General features: G+C 61.0%; 19 protein-coding genes and 2 tRNA genes. 15 read left to right on the top strand and 6 right to left on the bottom strand.

Annotation, left to right across the window (positions count from 1 at the left end; all coding sequences use genetic code 11):
* Window positions 1-11 precede the first annotated feature (11 nt).
* The 3 genes from ASD99_RS08770 to ASD99_RS08760 all read left to right on the top strand — a co-directional run bounded on the left by ASD99_RS08770 (window position 12) and on the right by ASD99_RS08760 (window position 987).
* Entirely contained in the window at window positions 12-218 is a 207-nt protein-coding gene (locus ASD99_RS08770) for a DUF680 domain-containing protein (RefSeq protein WP_057143351.1), read from the top strand.
* A 56-nt stretch (window positions 219-274) separates the two neighbouring features.
* Window positions 275-517 (top strand): DUF680 domain-containing protein, encoded by a 243-nt coding sequence (locus tag ASD99_RS08765; RefSeq protein ID WP_056587109.1) that lies wholly within the window; start codon window positions 275-277, stop codon window positions 515-517.
* 230 nt (window positions 518-747) lie between these two features.
* Complete coding sequence (locus ASD99_RS08760) at window positions 748-987, top strand: DUF680 domain-containing protein (RefSeq protein WP_056587112.1); 240 nt, start codon at window positions 748-750, stop codon at window positions 985-987.
* Between the two features lie 51 nt (window positions 988-1,038).
* Here ASD99_RS08760 and ASD99_RS08755 read toward each other — a convergent pair whose 3' ends face one another.
* Genes ASD99_RS08755 through purM form a run of 3 tightly spaced genes read right to left on the bottom strand, consistent with a single transcriptional unit; the run spans window position 1,039 to window position 3,336 of the window.
* The gene (locus ASD99_RS08755) at window positions 1,039-1,548 is read right to left on the bottom strand and encodes a SixA phosphatase family protein (RefSeq protein WP_057143350.1); all 510 of its coding nucleotides are present in this window, start codon (window positions 1,546-1,548) and stop codon (window positions 1,039-1,041) included.
* A 13-nt stretch (window positions 1,549-1,561) separates the two neighbouring features.
* Entirely contained in the window at window positions 1,562-2,275 is a 714-nt protein-coding gene (gene purN, locus ASD99_RS08750; protein WP_056587118.1) for a phosphoribosylglycinamide formyltransferase, read from the bottom strand.
* Window positions 2,272-3,336, bottom strand: coding sequence for a phosphoribosylformylglycinamidine cyclo-ligase (gene purM / locus ASD99_RS08745; RefSeq protein WP_056587121.1), 1,065 nt, complete (start codon window positions 3,334-3,336; stop codon window positions 2,272-2,274). Before purM ends, purN begins: the two co-directional genes overlap by 4 nt.
* Before the next feature lie 285 nt (window positions 3,337-3,621).
* On the opposite strand from purM, the gene ASD99_RS08740 reads away from it, so the two are divergent.
* The 4 genes from ASD99_RS08740 (at window position 3,622) to hdaA (ending at window position 7,162) form a co-directional block, all read left to right on the top strand.
* Window positions 3,622-4,611, top strand: a complete 990-nt coding sequence (locus tag ASD99_RS08740; protein WP_056587124.1) for a methyltransferase — start codon at window positions 3,622-3,624, stop codon at window positions 4,609-4,611.
* Between the two features lie 86 nt (window positions 4,612-4,697).
* The gene (locus ASD99_RS08735; RefSeq protein ID WP_056587126.1) at window positions 4,698-5,255 is read left to right on the top strand and encodes a CDP-alcohol phosphatidyltransferase family protein; all 558 of its coding nucleotides are present in this window, start codon (window positions 4,698-4,700) and stop codon (window positions 5,253-5,255) included.
* Window positions 5,227-6,411 (top strand): AI-2E family transporter, encoded by a 1,185-nt coding sequence (locus ASD99_RS08730; RefSeq protein WP_056587129.1) that lies wholly within the window; start codon window positions 5,227-5,229, stop codon window positions 6,409-6,411. The genes ASD99_RS08735 and ASD99_RS08730 overlap by 29 nt, the downstream gene beginning before the upstream one ends.
* 46 nt (window positions 6,412-6,457) lie before the next feature.
* Window positions 6,458-7,162: a DnaA regulatory inactivator HdaA gene (gene hdaA / locus ASD99_RS08725; RefSeq protein ID WP_056587130.1), complete on the top strand. Its 705-nt coding sequence runs from the start codon at window positions 6,458-6,460 to the stop codon at window positions 7,160-7,162.
* Window positions 7,163-7,961: 799 nt separating this feature from the next.
* Here the strand turns inward: hdaA and ASD99_RS08720 are convergent.
* A tRNA-Pro gene (locus tag ASD99_RS08720) sits at window positions 7,962-8,038 on the bottom strand.
* A gap of 124 nt (window positions 8,039-8,162) precedes the next feature.
* On the opposite strand from ASD99_RS08720, the gene ASD99_RS08715 reads away from it, so the two are divergent.
* From ASD99_RS08715 to ASD99_RS08705, 3 genes are all read left to right on the top strand, one after another.
* Window positions 8,163-8,468 carry an ETC complex I subunit gene (locus ASD99_RS08715; RefSeq protein WP_056587179.1) on the top strand — a complete coding sequence of 102 codons (306 nt, stop codon included), beginning with the start codon at window positions 8,163-8,165 and terminating at the stop codon, window positions 8,466-8,468.
* A gap of 46 nt (window positions 8,469-8,514) precedes the next feature.
* Window positions 8,515-8,591 (top strand) — tRNA-Arg (locus tag ASD99_RS08710).
* 99 nt (window positions 8,592-8,690) lie between these two features.
* Window positions 8,691-9,161, top strand: coding sequence for a hypothetical protein (locus ASD99_RS08705; RefSeq protein WP_156388955.1), 471 nt, complete (start codon window positions 8,691-8,693; stop codon window positions 9,159-9,161).
* Between the two features lie 52 nt (window positions 9,162-9,213).
* Here the strand turns inward: ASD99_RS08705 and ASD99_RS08700 are convergent, their stop codons facing one another.
* Both ASD99_RS08700 and ASD99_RS08695 read right to left on the bottom strand, forming a co-directional pair.
* Entirely contained in the window at window positions 9,214-9,465 is a 252-nt protein-coding gene (locus tag ASD99_RS08700) for a hypothetical protein (protein ID WP_056587139.1), read from the bottom strand.
* Entirely contained in the window at window positions 9,462-10,076 is a 615-nt protein-coding gene (locus ASD99_RS08695; protein ID WP_156388954.1) for a hypothetical protein, read from the bottom strand. Before ASD99_RS08695 ends, ASD99_RS08700 begins: the two co-directional genes overlap by 4 nt.
* Before the next feature lie 68 nt (window positions 10,077-10,144).
* On the opposite strand from ASD99_RS08695, the gene ASD99_RS08690 reads away from it, so the two are divergent.
* From ASD99_RS08690 to ASD99_RS08670, 5 genes are all read left to right on the top strand, one after another.
* A complete protein-coding gene (locus tag ASD99_RS08690; protein WP_056587145.1) occupies window positions 10,145-10,378 on the top strand; it encodes a helix-turn-helix domain-containing protein in 234 nt (77 codons plus the stop codon).
* The gene (locus ASD99_RS08685) at window positions 10,375-11,130 is read left to right on the top strand and encodes a DUF4145 domain-containing protein (protein WP_056587149.1); all 756 of its coding nucleotides are present in this window, start codon (window positions 10,375-10,377) and stop codon (window positions 11,128-11,130) included. Before ASD99_RS08690 ends, ASD99_RS08685 begins: the two co-directional genes overlap by 4 nt.
* A gap of 234 nt (window positions 11,131-11,364) precedes the next feature.
* On the top strand, window positions 11,365-12,075 hold the full coding sequence (locus ASD99_RS08680) for a pentapeptide repeat-containing protein (protein WP_056587152.1): 711 nt from the start codon (window positions 11,365-11,367) through the stop codon (window positions 12,073-12,075).
* Between the two features lie 93 nt (window positions 12,076-12,168).
* Window positions 12,169-12,540, top strand: coding sequence for an acyltransferase family protein (locus ASD99_RS08675; RefSeq protein WP_082583206.1), 372 nt, complete (start codon window positions 12,169-12,171; stop codon window positions 12,538-12,540).
* Window positions 12,531-13,247 carry an acyltransferase family protein gene (locus tag ASD99_RS08670; RefSeq protein WP_057143347.1) on the top strand — a complete coding sequence of 239 codons (717 nt, stop codon included), beginning with the start codon at window positions 12,531-12,533 and terminating at the stop codon, window positions 13,245-13,247. Before ASD99_RS08675 ends, ASD99_RS08670 begins: the two co-directional genes overlap by 10 nt.
* Window positions 13,248-13,690: the final 443 nt, after the last annotated feature.

Genomic DNA, 13,690 nt, shown 5'->3' with positions numbered 1-13,690 from the left:
GAGTAAATAAAATGACCAAGATCGCACTTACCGCCGCCGCCATCCTCGTTGCCACGGGCACTGCTTTTGCTGGCAGCGACCACTATGGCTCGGCCAACGCCAATCAGCCTGCCGTCGCCATTGACCACTCGTTCACGGGCTCGGTCCAGAAGTCGAACTCGACCGTCGAGAAGCCGATCACGCAGGGTTCCGACCGCAACCTGTTCGGCAACCGCTAATCGCCTTCTCCGACCCAGTCTCAGTCATTCCAATCCCAAAATCAGGAGTGCTTAAAATGACCAAGATCGCACTCACCGCTGCCGCCCTGCTTGTTGCCACGGCCAGCGCCTTTGCCCATGGCAGCGACAATTACGGCTCTTACAATGCCAACCAGCCGGTCGCTAACCAGTCTTCGAGCCAGTCGATTTTCAGCATCGACAACTCGCACACCGGCTCGATCGCGAAGTCCCTGAAGGCACAGGGTGACGCCAATGCCAACGTACCGGCTCCGTCGGGCCAGGGCATCTGGGGCCACTGAACAACGCAGGCCTTGATTCCTTGACTACGAAGAGCGGTGGGCTTGGCCCGCCGCTCTTGTTTTTTGCGCATGACGATGCCGATGCCCAGTCGGCGACCGACCGCCGAATTCCACCGATGATCCACAAAGTATCGCGCTTCCGGGAATAAAACCGGACGGCATCTGGTCTTGTCGTGAGCGGAACCGTCCTCCCAAGACGCCGCCTAACGAAAGAACCAGGAGACTTGAAAATGCACAAGATCGCTCTCACCGTCACCGCCATCATCGTTGCCGCGAGCAGCGCCTTTGCCGGCAGCGACCACTACGGCTCCAACAATGCCGGCCAGCCGGTTGTTCCGGTTGCCGGCGTCGATCATGCCGTCACCGGGGCGGTCAAGAACACGGATATGGCTGAGCACAAGGCTGCCGGTACCAGGACGAAGGTCACCACCGATTGGCCGGAACCCGGCCAGGGCATCTGGGGCAACTGATATCTTAGGCGCGGCGGGTTTGACCTGCCGCGCCCGCTCGACACCAGATTTCTAGCCCAGATCCTTCGGCCGCAGACAATGTGTCAGCTGGGCAGAGGACAGGCCGGACCAGTCGCCTTCGAAGACAACGCGCGCAAGGGCGGCAGTCGGGAATTTTTCATCGAGCCGCTTGCGCGCTTTGGCCTCCGACCCTGGTCCGGCAAGCTGCTTGGCCAAATCCTCCAGGCCCGGATTGTGGCCGATCACGACCAGGCATCGGCGCGACCCGTCTGTTTTACGAATCTGGCTCAGAATATCCGCGGCTGAAGCATCATAGAGCGCCTCAACGAACGTGATCTCGGGAAGTACGGGCAGCTCAGCCGCCACCAGCCGCCAGGTGTCGCGGGTGCGCAGCGTCGGCGACACCAGCGCCAGTTCCGGCAGCCAGTCACGCGCCGCAAGTTCGCGACCCATCAAGCGCGCTGCCTTCACTCCGCGTTCGGCCAGGGGTCGGTCGAAATCATCGAGACCAGGGTCGTCCCAGCTCGATTTGGCGTGGCGAAGGAGGAGTAGCTGCTTCATCGCCGCTCCCGGCTTACGGCGTGATGCGCGCCAGATGCTCGAGGTCGGCTTCCTCACGCCGCGGGTCGGGGGCCATCACCACCGATGTGCCGTTATCGGCATCGTCGGCAAAGTGGGCGAGCACTGTGCGGCCGGCCTCCATGCGCGCCTTGCCTTCGGCGACCAGCCCCAGCGCCAGCGGATAGAGCCGGTGTTCGGTCTTCAGCACGCGGGCAGCCAATGTATCCACAGTGTCGCCGACCATCACCGGCACGGCCGCCTGGGCGATGATCGGACCGTCATCCATCTCGGAAGTGACGAAATGCACCGTACAGCCATGGATGCGCATGCCGGCGGCCAGTGCGCGCGCATGGGTGTCGAGCCCCTTGAAAGCCGGCAGCAGGGCAGGGTGAATGTTGATCATGCGGCCCTGCCATTTCTGGACGAAGCCGGGGGTAAGGATGCGCATGTAGCCGGCCAGCGCCACGATTTCGGCATTGAATGCCGCGAGCGCTGCGTCGATGGCGGCGTCATGTGCCTGCTTGCTGCCATGGTCGGCACGGGAGATGACCTGTGTGGCGATGCCGCGCGCCCTGGCGATGCCGAGGCCGGCGGCGTCGGCCTTGTCGGAAATGACGCCGACGATCTCGGCCGGGAAGGCCGGGTCACTGGCCGCGGCGATCAGCGCGGTCATGTTGGAGCCGCGCCCGGAGATCAGGACAACGGTGCGTTTCCTCTGCGCGCTCATAGGCCGATCGAGCCCCGATAGATGACGCCGGCATCGCGGCGCGGCACGATGCGGCCGATCGGCGTCACCGTCTCGCCGGCCTCCTGCAGCACGGCCGCGACCTGCGCTGCCTGGCCGGATGCGACCGCCAGGATCATGCCGATGCCGCAATTGAAGGTGCGCATCATTTCTTCCGGCGCCACGCCACCGGTCTTGGCCAGCCACGAGAACACGCGAGGGACGTCGATCGCCTCGAGGTCAAGCTCGGCCGAAAAATCCTTGGGCAGCACGCGCGGAATGTTTTCCGGGAAGCCGCCGCCGGTGATGTGGGCGAGCGCCTTGATGCCATGCGTGTTGCGGATCGCCTTGAGGATCGACTTGACGTAGATGCGGGTCGGCTCGAGCAGCGCCTCGGCGAGCGTCGCCTCGTCGTTGAACGGCGCCGAATCGCCCCAAGCCAGGCCGCTGACGGCGACGATGCGGCGCACCAGCGAAAATCCGTTCGAATGCAGACCCGAGGAGGCGAGCCCAAGCAGCACGTCGCCCTCGACGATGTCGTCGGTGGGCAACAGTTGCCCGCGTTCGGCCGCGCCCACCGCAAAGCCGGCGAGGTCGTAGTCGTTGCCATGATACATGCCGGGCATTTCCGCCGTCTCGCCACCGATCAGCGCGCAGCCGGCCAGGCGGCAGCCCTCGGCAATGCCGCCGACGATCGCGGCGCCCTGGTCGGGATCGAGCTTGCCGGTGGCGAAATAGTCGAGGAAGAACAGCGGTTCCGCACCTTGCACGACGATGTCGTTGACGCACATAGCGACGAGATCGATGCCGATCGTATCGTGCTTGCCGGCATCGATCGCGATCTTGAGCTTGGTGCCGACGCCGTCATTGGCGGCCACCAGCACCGGATCGGTGAAGCCGGCGGCCTTGAGGTCGAACAGGCCGCCAAACCCGCCGATTTCGCCATCGGCGCCCGGCCGGCGCGTCGCGCGCACCAGCGGCTTGATCTTCTCAACCATGAGATTGCCGGCATCGATATCGACGCCAGCTTCGGCATAGGTGAGCCCGTTCTTGCGCTTGCTCATTTCTGGCGCTTGCTCATCGCTGTTTCCACTCGTTTGCGGGCTCTTCGCATGAACCGCCTCGGCTCGCAAGGATAACGGCGGAATGGAGGGCTTTCGCCCCCCGATAAAAGCGTGGCGGTGGTTTTTCGGCGGCGGTAGCGGTCCCTTGTGTAAAATCCCCCCTGTTCTCGCTTCTTATCGGAGGCAAAACCCGCGTGTCCATCTTCGCCTTCACCCCTTTGCATCCTTGTGTCTAGCTGTTGTTGGTGCTCTGTTTGCCACGCATCAGGCATCCGGGGACAAGCCATGCTCAACCCATCGCAACAGATCATGAGGCTGGGATTCGGATTCGCCGTGTCACAGGCACTGCGCGTCATTATCGAACTCGGCATCCCCGATCTCCTGGCTGCCGGCGAGCGGTCGGTAGATGAACTAGCAGCTGCCACTCAATCAGATGCTGACCCGCTTTATCGTGTAATGCGACTTCTGGCGCCTGAAGGGGTCTTTAGGGAAGTACTACCCCGTCATTTCGAGTTAACGGAGGTTGGCGCCGTGCTGCGCTCCGATCGGCCGGGTCCCCGTGACTTCGTCCGTATGATCAACAGCGAGGCCTATCTTGCCTTCGAGCAGCTGCTGCATTCTGTGCGCACTGGAAAGCCGGCCTTCGACAAGGTGTTCGGGAGCCCAAGGTTTGAGTGGCTGTCGGAACACCCGGTGCAGGCTGCCTTGTTTCAGCGTGCCATGGTCGCCTTGAGCCAAGGCAGCAACGAGGCTGTTGCCGAAGCTTATGATTTCAAGCCGTTCACGCGCATCGTCGACGTCGGCGGCGGGCATGGTCAGCTTCTCTCGGCGATTCTGGCCTGCAACCCTCATTTGAGCGGCGTGCTTTTCGATCTGCCTTCGGGCCTTGCGGCGGCACGCCAGGGTGCCGGAGGCGACCTGCCGCGCACCGAATTTGTCGCCGGCGATTTTTTTGAAAGTGTTCCCACCGGCGATGCCTACGTCATCAAGAAGGTCGTTCACGATTGGGATGATGAGCGTGCCGCGGTGATCCTGCGAAATTGCCGCAAGGCAATGCTGCCGAACGGGAGGGTGCTCGTGGCCGAGACGCTCGTGCCTCCAGGTGACGAACCGAACCAGATCAAGGGTATCGATGTGGTCATGCTCGCCGTCACCGGCGGCCTGGAGAGAACGCAGGGCCAGTATGCAAGCTTGTTCGAAGCCGCCGGGCTACACCTTGAACGAGTGATTCAGACCCGGGGACCCATTTCCATCCTTGAGGCGTCTGCGGCCTGAGATGGCCGGCTGTGTGGCGCTTCTCTGTTGCGCCCAGCCCCAGTCTCCATCATGTATCAGCAGAACAAAAGCGACGGGATACGTGTTTGACCTTCCCCAACATGATCACGATCATGCGCTTCGTGCTGGTGCCCGCCGTAGTGCTGGCGATGCTGCAGGCGCGCTGGGACTGGGCCTTTGCCGGTTTCCTCATCGCCGGCATTTCCGACGGCGTCGACGGCTTCATCGCCCGCCGCTTCAACCAGCAGTCAAGGCTTGGCGCCTATCTCGATCCGATGGCCGACAAGCTGCTGCTGGTTTCGGTGTTCGTTGTCATGGGTTTCATCGGGCAATTGCCGCTCTGGCTGGTCGTCACCATGGTGTCGCGCGACGCGTTGATCGTCTGCGCCGTTGTGTTGTCCACCGTCATGGCCCATCCGGTCGAGATGAAACCGCTGTTCGTGTCGAAGGCCAACACCGCCATCCAGATCGTGCTGGCCGCGGTTGTGCTGGGCGAGCTGGCCATTGTCGTTCACCTCGACCCGCTGAGGCCAGCCCTCATATTGCTGTCCGGGGTCTTGACCGTGGCTTCGGCCGCGGCCTATCTCGTGGCTTGGCTGAGGCACATGAGCGGCTATGGCGAAGGCTCCACTCCGGACATCTGAGACAGAAGCGGTGGCGATAGAGGCTGCGGCCGCCGACATTGCCGCGTCCGCCGCCTTCCGCCGCCAGATCTTCTTCTGGCTGGCCGGCGCGGCCATCCTGGCGTTTTTTCTCTATGTCTTCAGCGCCATCCTGTTGCCCTTCGTCGCCGGCATGGTGCTCGCCTATTTTCTCGATCCCGTCGCCGACCGGCTGCAGCGGCTCGGCCTGTCCCGTTTCATGGCGACGGTGGTCATCCTCATCACCTTCCTCATCGTGCTGGTGCTGGCCTTCGTCATCCTCATTCCGGTTCTGGCCACGCAAATGGCCGATTTCGCCGGAAAGCTGCCGGAGTATTTGACCCGGCTGCAGAGCCTGATCACGTCGTTCGACCCGAAATGGCTGGAGCAGAAATTCGGCGTCAACGCCAATGGCCTGCGCGACGGCCTGAATTCGCTGCTGACCTCCGGCTTCGGTCTCATCACCACCGTCTTTACCTCGCTGTGGAGTTCCGGCATGGCGCTGGTATCGGTGGTCAGCCTGTTCGTGGTGACGCCGGTGGTCGCCTTCTACATGCTGCTCGACTGGGACCGCATGGTGGCGGTCATCGACAGCTGGGTGCCGCGCGACAACGTCGCGACCGTGCGCGCCATCGCCCGCGACATCAACACCGCGACAGCCGGCTTCGTTCGCGGCCAGGGCACGCTGTGCCTGGTGCTGGGTGCCATGTACGCCACCGGGCTGACGCTGACCGGCTTGAATTTCGCCATCCTCATCGGCCTGTTCGCCGGGCTCATCTCCTTCATTCCCTATGTCGGATCGCTGACCGGGCTGGTGCTGGCCGTCGGCGTTGCCTTCGTCCAGTTCTGGCCGGACTGGACCATGATCGTCGCCGTCGCCGTCGTGTTCTTCATCGGCCAGTTCATCGAGGGCAACATCCTGCAGCCGCGGCTGGTCGGCAAAAGCGTCGGCCTGCACCCGGTATGGCTGATGTTTTCATTGTTTGCCTTCGGTGCGCTGTTCGGCTTCGTCGGCTTGTTGATCGCGGTGCCGGCTTCAGCTGCCGTTGCCGTGCTGGTGCGGTTTGCCATAGCCCGCTATCTCGAATCGCCGCTCTACAAGGGCCACGGCGTTGAGCCGCAAACCCCTGCCGCTCGTCGCAGGGCCATCAAGCCATGATCTGGCCGATGACCAAGTGCCTTGCCGGCCCGCACAGCTGAGCCGCATGAGCGACCAGAAAGCCGACCCGCCGCGCCAGTTGCCGCTCGATCTCGGCCATGGCACCGGCTATTCGCGCGACGACCTCGTCGTCTCGGGCACCAACAATCAGGCTGTGGCCTTGGTCGACCGCTGGCCGGACTGGCCTTCACCGGTGGTCGTGCTGGCAGGTCCCGCCGGCTCCGGCAAGACACATCTGGCCTCGATCTGGCGCGCGCGCGCCAGCGCGGTGGCGGTCGACGCCAGGCGCATTGGTGACAGCATCGCCAGTCTCGGCGCCCGGCCGGCGCTGATCGACGATGTCGATACCGGGGCGGTTGATGAACAAGGCCTGTTCCATTTGATCAATGCGGTGCGGGGTGCCGGATCCACGCTGCTCCTGACGGCGCGTCGCTTCCCATCGGCATGGGGCGTCAGGCTGCCTGATCTCGCTTCGCGGCTGAAGGCGGCGGCGACAGTCGAGATCCATGAGCCCGACGATCTCCTGCTCGCCGGCGTTATCACCAAGCTGTTCGCCGACCGACAGGTCGAGGTCGAGCCGCATGTCGTGCAGTATCTCGTGCGCCGCATCGAGCGCTCGCTGGCGACGGCCATGCGCGTGGTGGAAAGGCTGGATCGCACTGCGCTCGAGCGCAAGACGCCGATCACGCGCACGCTCGCCGCTGAAACCGTCAACGCCATGGATGAAGGGCAAGGTGAGTTCGAGATCTAGACGGAGGCCTCTTGCGCTTAGCGAGAGACGAAACCTTGCTCGGCCATACAGCCAGCCCAAGCTTCCGATCCGTGGCCCCGAGAGTCGACTACTCCCGTCACTGTGCCATTTCGGGAAATAGCAGCTGGCATCCATCTTGCTGCGGGAGATTGCCGGCTGACCCCGGTCCTGATTGCGTTCCAAATCAGGTGTAGGCTCGCCGGGAGATGGCGTTGGGGTTGTCACCCGGCGAGCTTGCCGTCAATTGTGTTCCCGGCGCTCAGGCGCGGCGATAGCCGGCTAGTTGGGCGTCGTCGACGTCGGGCAAATTGACTACGATGTTTTCCCGGGCGCGGCAGGCCAACCACCACAGTTGCTCCGTTGCTCATATTGGCTTCGAGATGCGGCAGGAACGGCGGCACGAACATGAAGTCGCCGGCCGACAATTCGACGAACTCCTCTTAGTCCTCACCAAAATAGATGCGGGCGTTGCCGGATAGCAGATAGGCGCCGGTTTCCGCCTCGCCATTGTGGTGTGGCAGCGATCTGAAGTCGGCGCGTTACTGGCCTTGCCGAACCACAGCTTGGTCGCCGACGTGTGTTGCGGCCCCAGCACCATGCAGCCCGACTGGCTGGTCTTGTTGCTCTGCCAGCCTTCCGGGTGATCACCGGCCTGTCGTTTGCTGCCATTTTTTGAAGCGCCCCGTGCGCCCCCGGACTGGCACCGGAAGACTGTCACGGCAAGGCCCACGCCGGGAAGCCCAGCAAGGTGACCGTACGGCCGCGCCGATCACCATCCATATTGCATTTCGGGAGAGGATGGTCGGAGTGGAGAGATTCGAACTCCCGACCCTCTGGTCCCAAACCAGATGCGCTACCAGGCTGCGCTACACTCCGAACGGTCTGTTGCCTATTCATTTCGGCGTTGCATGGCAAGTGCAAAAACCTTGCCGCCGTGCGCATTGCGCAGTAATGACGGGCGAAGGGTAGCGATGCTGCCTTGCACAATAACGAGGTGGCCATGTCCGCGCGCATTTTCAGCCCAGCCAAAACAGCGATGCAATCCGGCAAGGCCAAGACCGGCTACTGGGTGCTGGAATTCGACCCCGAGATGCGCAAGAAGATCGACCCGCTGATGGGCTACACCACGTCGGGCGACATGAGAAGCCAGATCCGGCTCACCTTCGACACCAGGGAAGAGGCGGTGGCCTACGCCGAAAAGGAAGCGCTCGCCTATCGCGTCGAGGAGCCGAAAGAGACCAAGCGCCGCCAGATTTCCTATGCGGAGAATTTCCGCTATGACCGCAGGACGCCCTGGACGCATTGAACGGCGGCCAGCGTCAAATATTCAGCCGGCCCAGCGGCCGGTCAGCGGTCCCGTAGCTCAGCTGGATAGAGCACCGGCCTTCTAAGCCGATGGTCACAGGTTCGAATCCTGTCGGGATCGCCAATAAATTCAATAATTTAGCTGAATTCTGAGAGCACAGAATTAGACCAAACTCAGGCGCTGGGTAACAGATAGGGTAACAAAGCCAAGGAACGCCGCCCGTTGATTTCCAACGGTTTCCTGCCACTATCGGCGAGTCCACGCGACATGGATGCGACATGGAAAGGCCCGATTTTGACCGCGCTAGATGAGTCTTACGAGCTGATCGGCCGTATCTTAGCAAAACTGGTGCTCGGCGGGCTCCGAAGTCAGGAAATTGAGGCCCGCGATGTGATGCCGCAGGAAGCCGCCATAGAGGGCGGCTCGCAGCATTTCCTGGCAGCGACGCATTGGTTAAGATTGGAGGGGTTGATTACCGCAGGCGGCATCTACTCGGATGGTAGAGCCTGGGGTGTTCAATTGACTTCGAAAGGCGTCGCCGCGATCGAAAAGGGCACGTTTAACGGCCCAAAGGCCTCGATTCGAGAGACGGTGGAATCGAAGCCCGATGGGAGCCTCGGGCCAGATACCTATGGCAAAATCGGTTCTTTTGTGGGCGGCTTGCTTGGCGGGTTCACGCAGTCGGCCTCGTAAAATGCCCGCCACCGTGAGGCAGCGGGCTCAATCGTTTCGGGGGGCGGAATGATCAGGCTTTGGGGTCTGCCTGTCTCGTTTTTGCCAGCTCCAGGGCATTAAGCGATGCCCCGGTCATCTGTCCCACCATCCGCAACAACCTCACGATGTCGCCAACGGCTTCGTTGACAAGAGCGTCTTGGCCTAGCCCGGGAATTGTCTCCATCGCCAGTTCGCAAACGCGGACTATCGCGCATGCGTCATAGCCGCGATCGATATCAGCCTCGGTGATTAGGCCCCGATCCGAAGCGACAGCGGCGTTCATACGACACCCCCATTCCCGGCGACACGCGCTATGTCGTTCATGATGAAGTTGAAGTCTTCCCCGTCGTATTCCCAGACGCGATGCACCCGCACCTTGGCGGCGAGGTCGTCAAGCGTCGCGGCAGGGTAGCGAAGGAGCGCGTTGGCCGCGTCCCCCGTGCGGTGTGTGGCCTCCGCGTATGCTCTATCGAGCTTACCAAAGCCCGACTTGCGGCGAGCGGCCGCATCCGCCTTTGTATAGGCGCGCATGGCCTCGACATGTTCGACGCTGGCGCGACTTGGCGGCAGCTTTGAGAGATCTGCCACAGCCGTTTTGCGGAGCCTTTCGTTTTCCTCCGGTGTCATTTCACCCAAGACGGGACGCCTGCCTTTGATCTGCATATAGCGCAGCTCGGCCGCATTCAGGTCTGGTTCCATGGCACGGAGCGCTGCCCATTCGGCATGGAATGCGGCTTCGAGGTCGGCAACCCGGCTGGTAGGTGCGGCCACAGATGGCTTCGTAGCCATTGCGGTTGCGGCGAGAGCAAGCCCCGCCCCGGTCAGATTGAGCAGCCGGCGGCGGTTGACATTGGCCAAGCCTTCTGCGGCTGCTCGAATAGAGGTGTTTGGCATTTGGTATTCTCCCAATATTGTGCTATGTGCACCTTTATGGTGACAGATGCAATATACAGGAACATTACATGGTGACAAGTGCACAAGTTAGAGCGGCTCGCGGCCTACTGAACTGGACGGTTCGGGACCTGGCCGAGAAGTCGGGTGTGCATCGAAACACGATCACGAGGATTGAGACCGAAAGCACAGGCCCGGGTTATTCCGTCGAAGCTATCTGCAAAGCAATTGAAGCCGCTGGAGTCATCTTCGTGGACGAAAACGGCGAGGGTCCCGGGGTCCGGCTGAGAAAGGGACAACAATGAACGAATGGACATGTCCATTTTGCCAGCGCCATCAAATACGAGGCAATAACACGCGATTTGGGCTGTTCGATTTGCCGATTGGAGACACAGCACTCGGCCGGATCGGGATTGTCATTGAAGCAACCAGGTGTCTCAATGCTCTATGTAATCAGCCTAGCATCAAAGCTGATCTGAGGCTCACGGTTCTCAATGCTGCAGGCAATCGGGTGGCTCTAAAGGATGCAATCGAGTCTTGGAAATTGCGCCCTTCGTCGTTCGCTAAACCACAACCGGATTACGTTCCAGCACCGTTGACCGCCGACTATCGCGAGGCCTGCGCCATCAGAGACCTCAGTCCAAAGGCAGCCGCCACACTTGCAAGGCGATGCCTACAGGGCATGATTCGAGACTTCTGTGGGATAACGAAGAAGCGCCTTATCGACGAGATTAAAGCCCTTCGCTTGGCCCTTGATGAGGGGACTGCGCCCCCTGGCGTTGCCGCTGAAACGGTTGATGCAATTGACGCAATCCGCGAGGTTGGCAACATAGGGGCACATATGGAGAGCGACATCGACATGATCGTCGAAGTCGAACCAGGAGAGGCTCAGGCGCTGATTGAATTGATCGAGATGCTGTTTGAAGAGTGGTATGTAGCCCGCGAGACACGTAGCCAACGTCTTGCCAAGGTGAAGGCCATTGCCGCACAGAAATCAGCCGATCTTGCCGAGATGAAGGCCCAAGCCGCACTAACAAACGCTGCCGATCTCGATTAAGGGGGATAGGCATCTGCCGGCGTCGAGTTCATCCCCGAGAACGGCGGTGGCGCTGGCGTCAGGCTGCGGAAGGGTGGCCAGGACGGTGCCTGTTAAAAGCCCGCTGCCTTCCTGTGGCGGGCTTTTCATTTGGCGGTGGGGACTAGCGGGATTAGCGGGCAAAATGCCGTCGCTTTCGAGTGTCAGCAGATGTGGTAAGGTTGATTGTCGGCGAGTAGCAGAGGTCCAGCAACAATGACTTTGAGACGAACCAGAGCTTACGGCACATCCGGCTTGGTTCTAGCGGTTTGCATTGTATTTGCTTGGCAGAACGCCACTGCCGCTCAAAATTGCGACGCAGCCGCGACGCCTGGCGTCAATTGGCAGGACTGTGACAAAAAGCTTCTCATCCTAAAAGGACAGGACCTGAGCGGGGCGAACCTGATCGGTGTTGATTTCACTTCGACCGACCTCAGGAACAGCAATCTCCTTGCGGCAAATTTTGAGAAGGCAACGCTTGTGCGTGCTTCCCTGGCCGACTCGACCGCCAAAGGCGCCCGGTTCGACAAAATCGAGGCCTACAGGACCGACTTCAGCCATATGGACGCGCAGGGCGCTGTGTTTACGAGCGCGGAAGTGCAGCGCTCGAATTTCCAGGACGCCAATCTGACCAATGTTGATTTCACAAAGGCGGAATTGGGGCGAGCGCAGTTCCATGACGCCGATATCAGCGGCAGCCGCTTTTCGTTTGCCAATCTCGCGCGGGCGGACTTCCGAGGAGCGACGTTCACCGCGCCGATAGACTTTGACCGCGCTTTTTTCTTTCTGACCCGTATCGAGGGCCTCGATCTTTCCAATTCGGCGGGTCTATCCCAGTGGCAGCTCAACATGGCTTGCGGAGACGCCCGGACCGAGTTGCCTTCTGGCTTGACGAGGCCTGAAGATTGGCCCTGTAGCGAGCCATAGGCTCGGCGCCGTGTCGCTGCCGGGGCTGAAATCGTCAAGCCCGCCCTTGCGGGGGCGAGCTTGCGCGCGGTGACAGATTGCGTGAGATATGGAATGACGATAAAAGTCCGAATTCGACCTGGTCATAAGCCGCGCGGCAAACCGCAGCAATGGGGCGCAATGTCTGCCAATCAAAACCAGCGGCAGACGATGGCGGGGTTGCAGGCTCTTCGATTTCTAGCGGCCTTCGGCGTTTTCGCCCATCATGCCGTCGCTTACGCCCAAATGCACCATGTCATCCCCGAAGGGAGCCTTGCCGTTGCTAGATGCGGAGCGAGCGGCGTGGCGGTGTTCTTCGCGTTATCAGGCTACCTTATGGCCATGCTCTCGGCGAAAGCTACGCCCGGAGAATTTATCCTGAGACGCGCACTTCGAATCTACCCGGGCTTCTGGCTGGCGGTGGCAATCACCATCCCATGCGCTTGATCCTGATTGGGAGCCTTCAGCGCTCCTACGATTGGCCCGGCGCGCTGTTGCTCTACCCGGCAGGCAAAATCCCTTACTTGCTGGCTGTCGAATGGACGCTCGTTTTCGAGATATTCTTCTATGTCGTCGTCGCGCTGCTTTGCTTCGTGCCGAGCATCGCCGCCCGCCAGCTACTGGTGGCGGCCTGGGGGCTGATCATCCTTTGTTTCGGTCACTGGAGCCAGCAGGGCGGCGTAATTGAGATTGCGCTCTCGCAGATCAACCTTGCCTTCATTTTCGGCATGTTCGCCTACTGGTATCGAGATTACATCGAATATCGCGGCGTGCCGGCCTTTCTGGCAGCGGTCGCCTTGCTTGCGCTCTGCCGCAGTCATCTCGGGCTCGCGTGGCTTCCATTTCAGATCGGCATCGGGATATCCGCTACGCTGATGGTGTTGGCCGCGACGCGCGCGACCATGTTTGCCGAGCATGGGCTATTAAAACGGGCGGGTGATGCTTCCTACGGGTTCTATCTGATCCATGCTCAATTCGTGAGCACGTTCTTCATGCTGGTCAACCGCCCGAGTTGGACAATGTTCATTCTCATCTCGGGCGTGTCTCTGGGTCTTTCGATCGCCTATGGGGTCTGGGAAGCCTCCATCCACCGGAAGATAATAAACCTTTGGCGGACGCGGCCGGCGGTGCGCTTTGCCGATCAGGCAGCATAGAGCACTTCGACCAGCGCGTTCTCCAAGGTGAGGGTATCCGTCGTTGTGCCAAGCTGTCCCGTGATGGTGATTGTCACGTCAGCTTGCGTGTCGTCAGTGGCTGTGAGGATTGCGCCTGTCGTTGAACCAAGGCCGCCCGTTGTACCTTGAAACGCTTTCTGGCTGTTGGTGGCGCCAGCATTGCGTATTTCCCGCTGGTCCCTGATCGCGGCTACAGACGGAAGCGAGATGCCCGCAACCGTCGTTGGCGCGCCGCCCCACTTCACCCGCGCCGTCTTGGTGTTGGCATTATTGGGTCCGTTCCGGACACATAGGTTACGGTTTATACCGGAGACATGGGTAACACTTTTGGCCCGAAGGGGTTTTGGAGTGGTTCGAGCCTGCATGTCTCATCATCGAAATATCCCAAATCATAGTCCATGAAGGAAGCCAGCCAGATATGG

It is taken from the genome of Mesorhizobium sp. Root695 (assembly GCF_001428185.1).
Taxonomy (GTDB): Bacteria; Pseudomonadota; Alphaproteobacteria; order Rhizobiales; family Rhizobiaceae; genus Mesorhizobium.
The sequence above is the reverse complement of the archived record's forward strand: the minus strand, read 5'-3'. Positions and strand labels throughout refer to the sequence as shown.

What these genes read in the sequence shown, in the direction of transcription:
- ASD99_RS08770 (WP_057143351.1), top strand. Translation starts at nt 12, where the DNA reads ATGACCAAGATCGCACTTACCGCCGCCGCCATCCTCGTTGCCACGGGC.
- ASD99_RS08765 (WP_056587109.1), top strand. Translation starts at nt 275, where the DNA reads ATGACCAAGATCGCACTCACCGCTGCCGCCCTGCTTGTTGCCACGGCC.
- ASD99_RS08760 (WP_056587112.1), top strand. Translation starts at nt 748, where the DNA reads ATGCACAAGATCGCTCTCACCGTCACCGCCATCATCGTTGCCGCGAGC.
- ASD99_RS08755 (WP_057143350.1), bottom strand. Translation starts at nt 1,548, where the DNA reads ATGAAGCAGCTACTCCTCCTTCGCCACGCCAAATCGAGCTGGGACGAC.
- purN (WP_056587118.1), bottom strand. Translation starts at nt 2,275, where the DNA reads ATGAGCGCGCAGAGGAAACGCACCGTTGTCCTGATCTCCGGGCGCGGC.
- purM (WP_056587121.1), bottom strand. Translation starts at nt 3,336, where the DNA reads ATGAGCAAGCGCAAGAACGGGCTCACCTATGCCGAAGCTGGCGTCGAT.
- ASD99_RS08740 (WP_056587124.1), top strand. Translation starts at nt 3,622, where the DNA reads ATGCTCAACCCATCGCAACAGATCATGAGGCTGGGATTCGGATTCGCC.
- ASD99_RS08730 (WP_056587129.1), top strand. Translation starts at nt 5,227, where the DNA reads ATGGCGAAGGCTCCACTCCGGACATCTGAGACAGAAGCGGTGGCGATA.
- hdaA (WP_056587130.1), top strand. Translation starts at nt 6,458, where the DNA reads ATGAGCGACCAGAAAGCCGACCCGCCGCGCCAGTTGCCGCTCGATCTC.
- ASD99_RS08715 (WP_056587179.1), top strand. Translation starts at nt 8,163, where the DNA reads ATGTCCGCGCGCATTTTCAGCCCAGCCAAAACAGCGATGCAATCCGGC.
- ASD99_RS08700 (WP_056587139.1), bottom strand. Translation starts at nt 9,465, where the DNA reads ATGAACGCCGCTGTCGCTTCGGATCGGGGCCTAATCACCGAGGCTGAT.
- ASD99_RS08695 (WP_156388954.1), bottom strand. Translation starts at nt 10,076, where the DNA reads ATGCCAAACACCTCTATTCGAGCAGCCGCAGAAGGCTTGGCCAATGTC.
- ASD99_RS08690 (WP_056587145.1), top strand. Translation starts at nt 10,145, where the DNA reads ATGGTGACAAGTGCACAAGTTAGAGCGGCTCGCGGCCTACTGAACTGG.
- ASD99_RS08685 (WP_056587149.1), top strand. Translation starts at nt 10,375, where the DNA reads ATGAACGAATGGACATGTCCATTTTGCCAGCGCCATCAAATACGAGGC.
- ASD99_RS08680 (WP_056587152.1), top strand. Translation starts at nt 11,365, where the DNA reads ATGACTTTGAGACGAACCAGAGCTTACGGCACATCCGGCTTGGTTCTA.
- ASD99_RS08675 (WP_082583206.1), top strand. Translation starts at nt 12,169, where the DNA reads ATGACGATAAAAGTCCGAATTCGACCTGGTCATAAGCCGCGCGGCAAA.
- ASD99_RS08670 (WP_057143347.1), top strand. Translation starts at nt 12,531, where the DNA reads ATGCGCTTGATCCTGATTGGGAGCCTTCAGCGCTCCTACGATTGGCCC.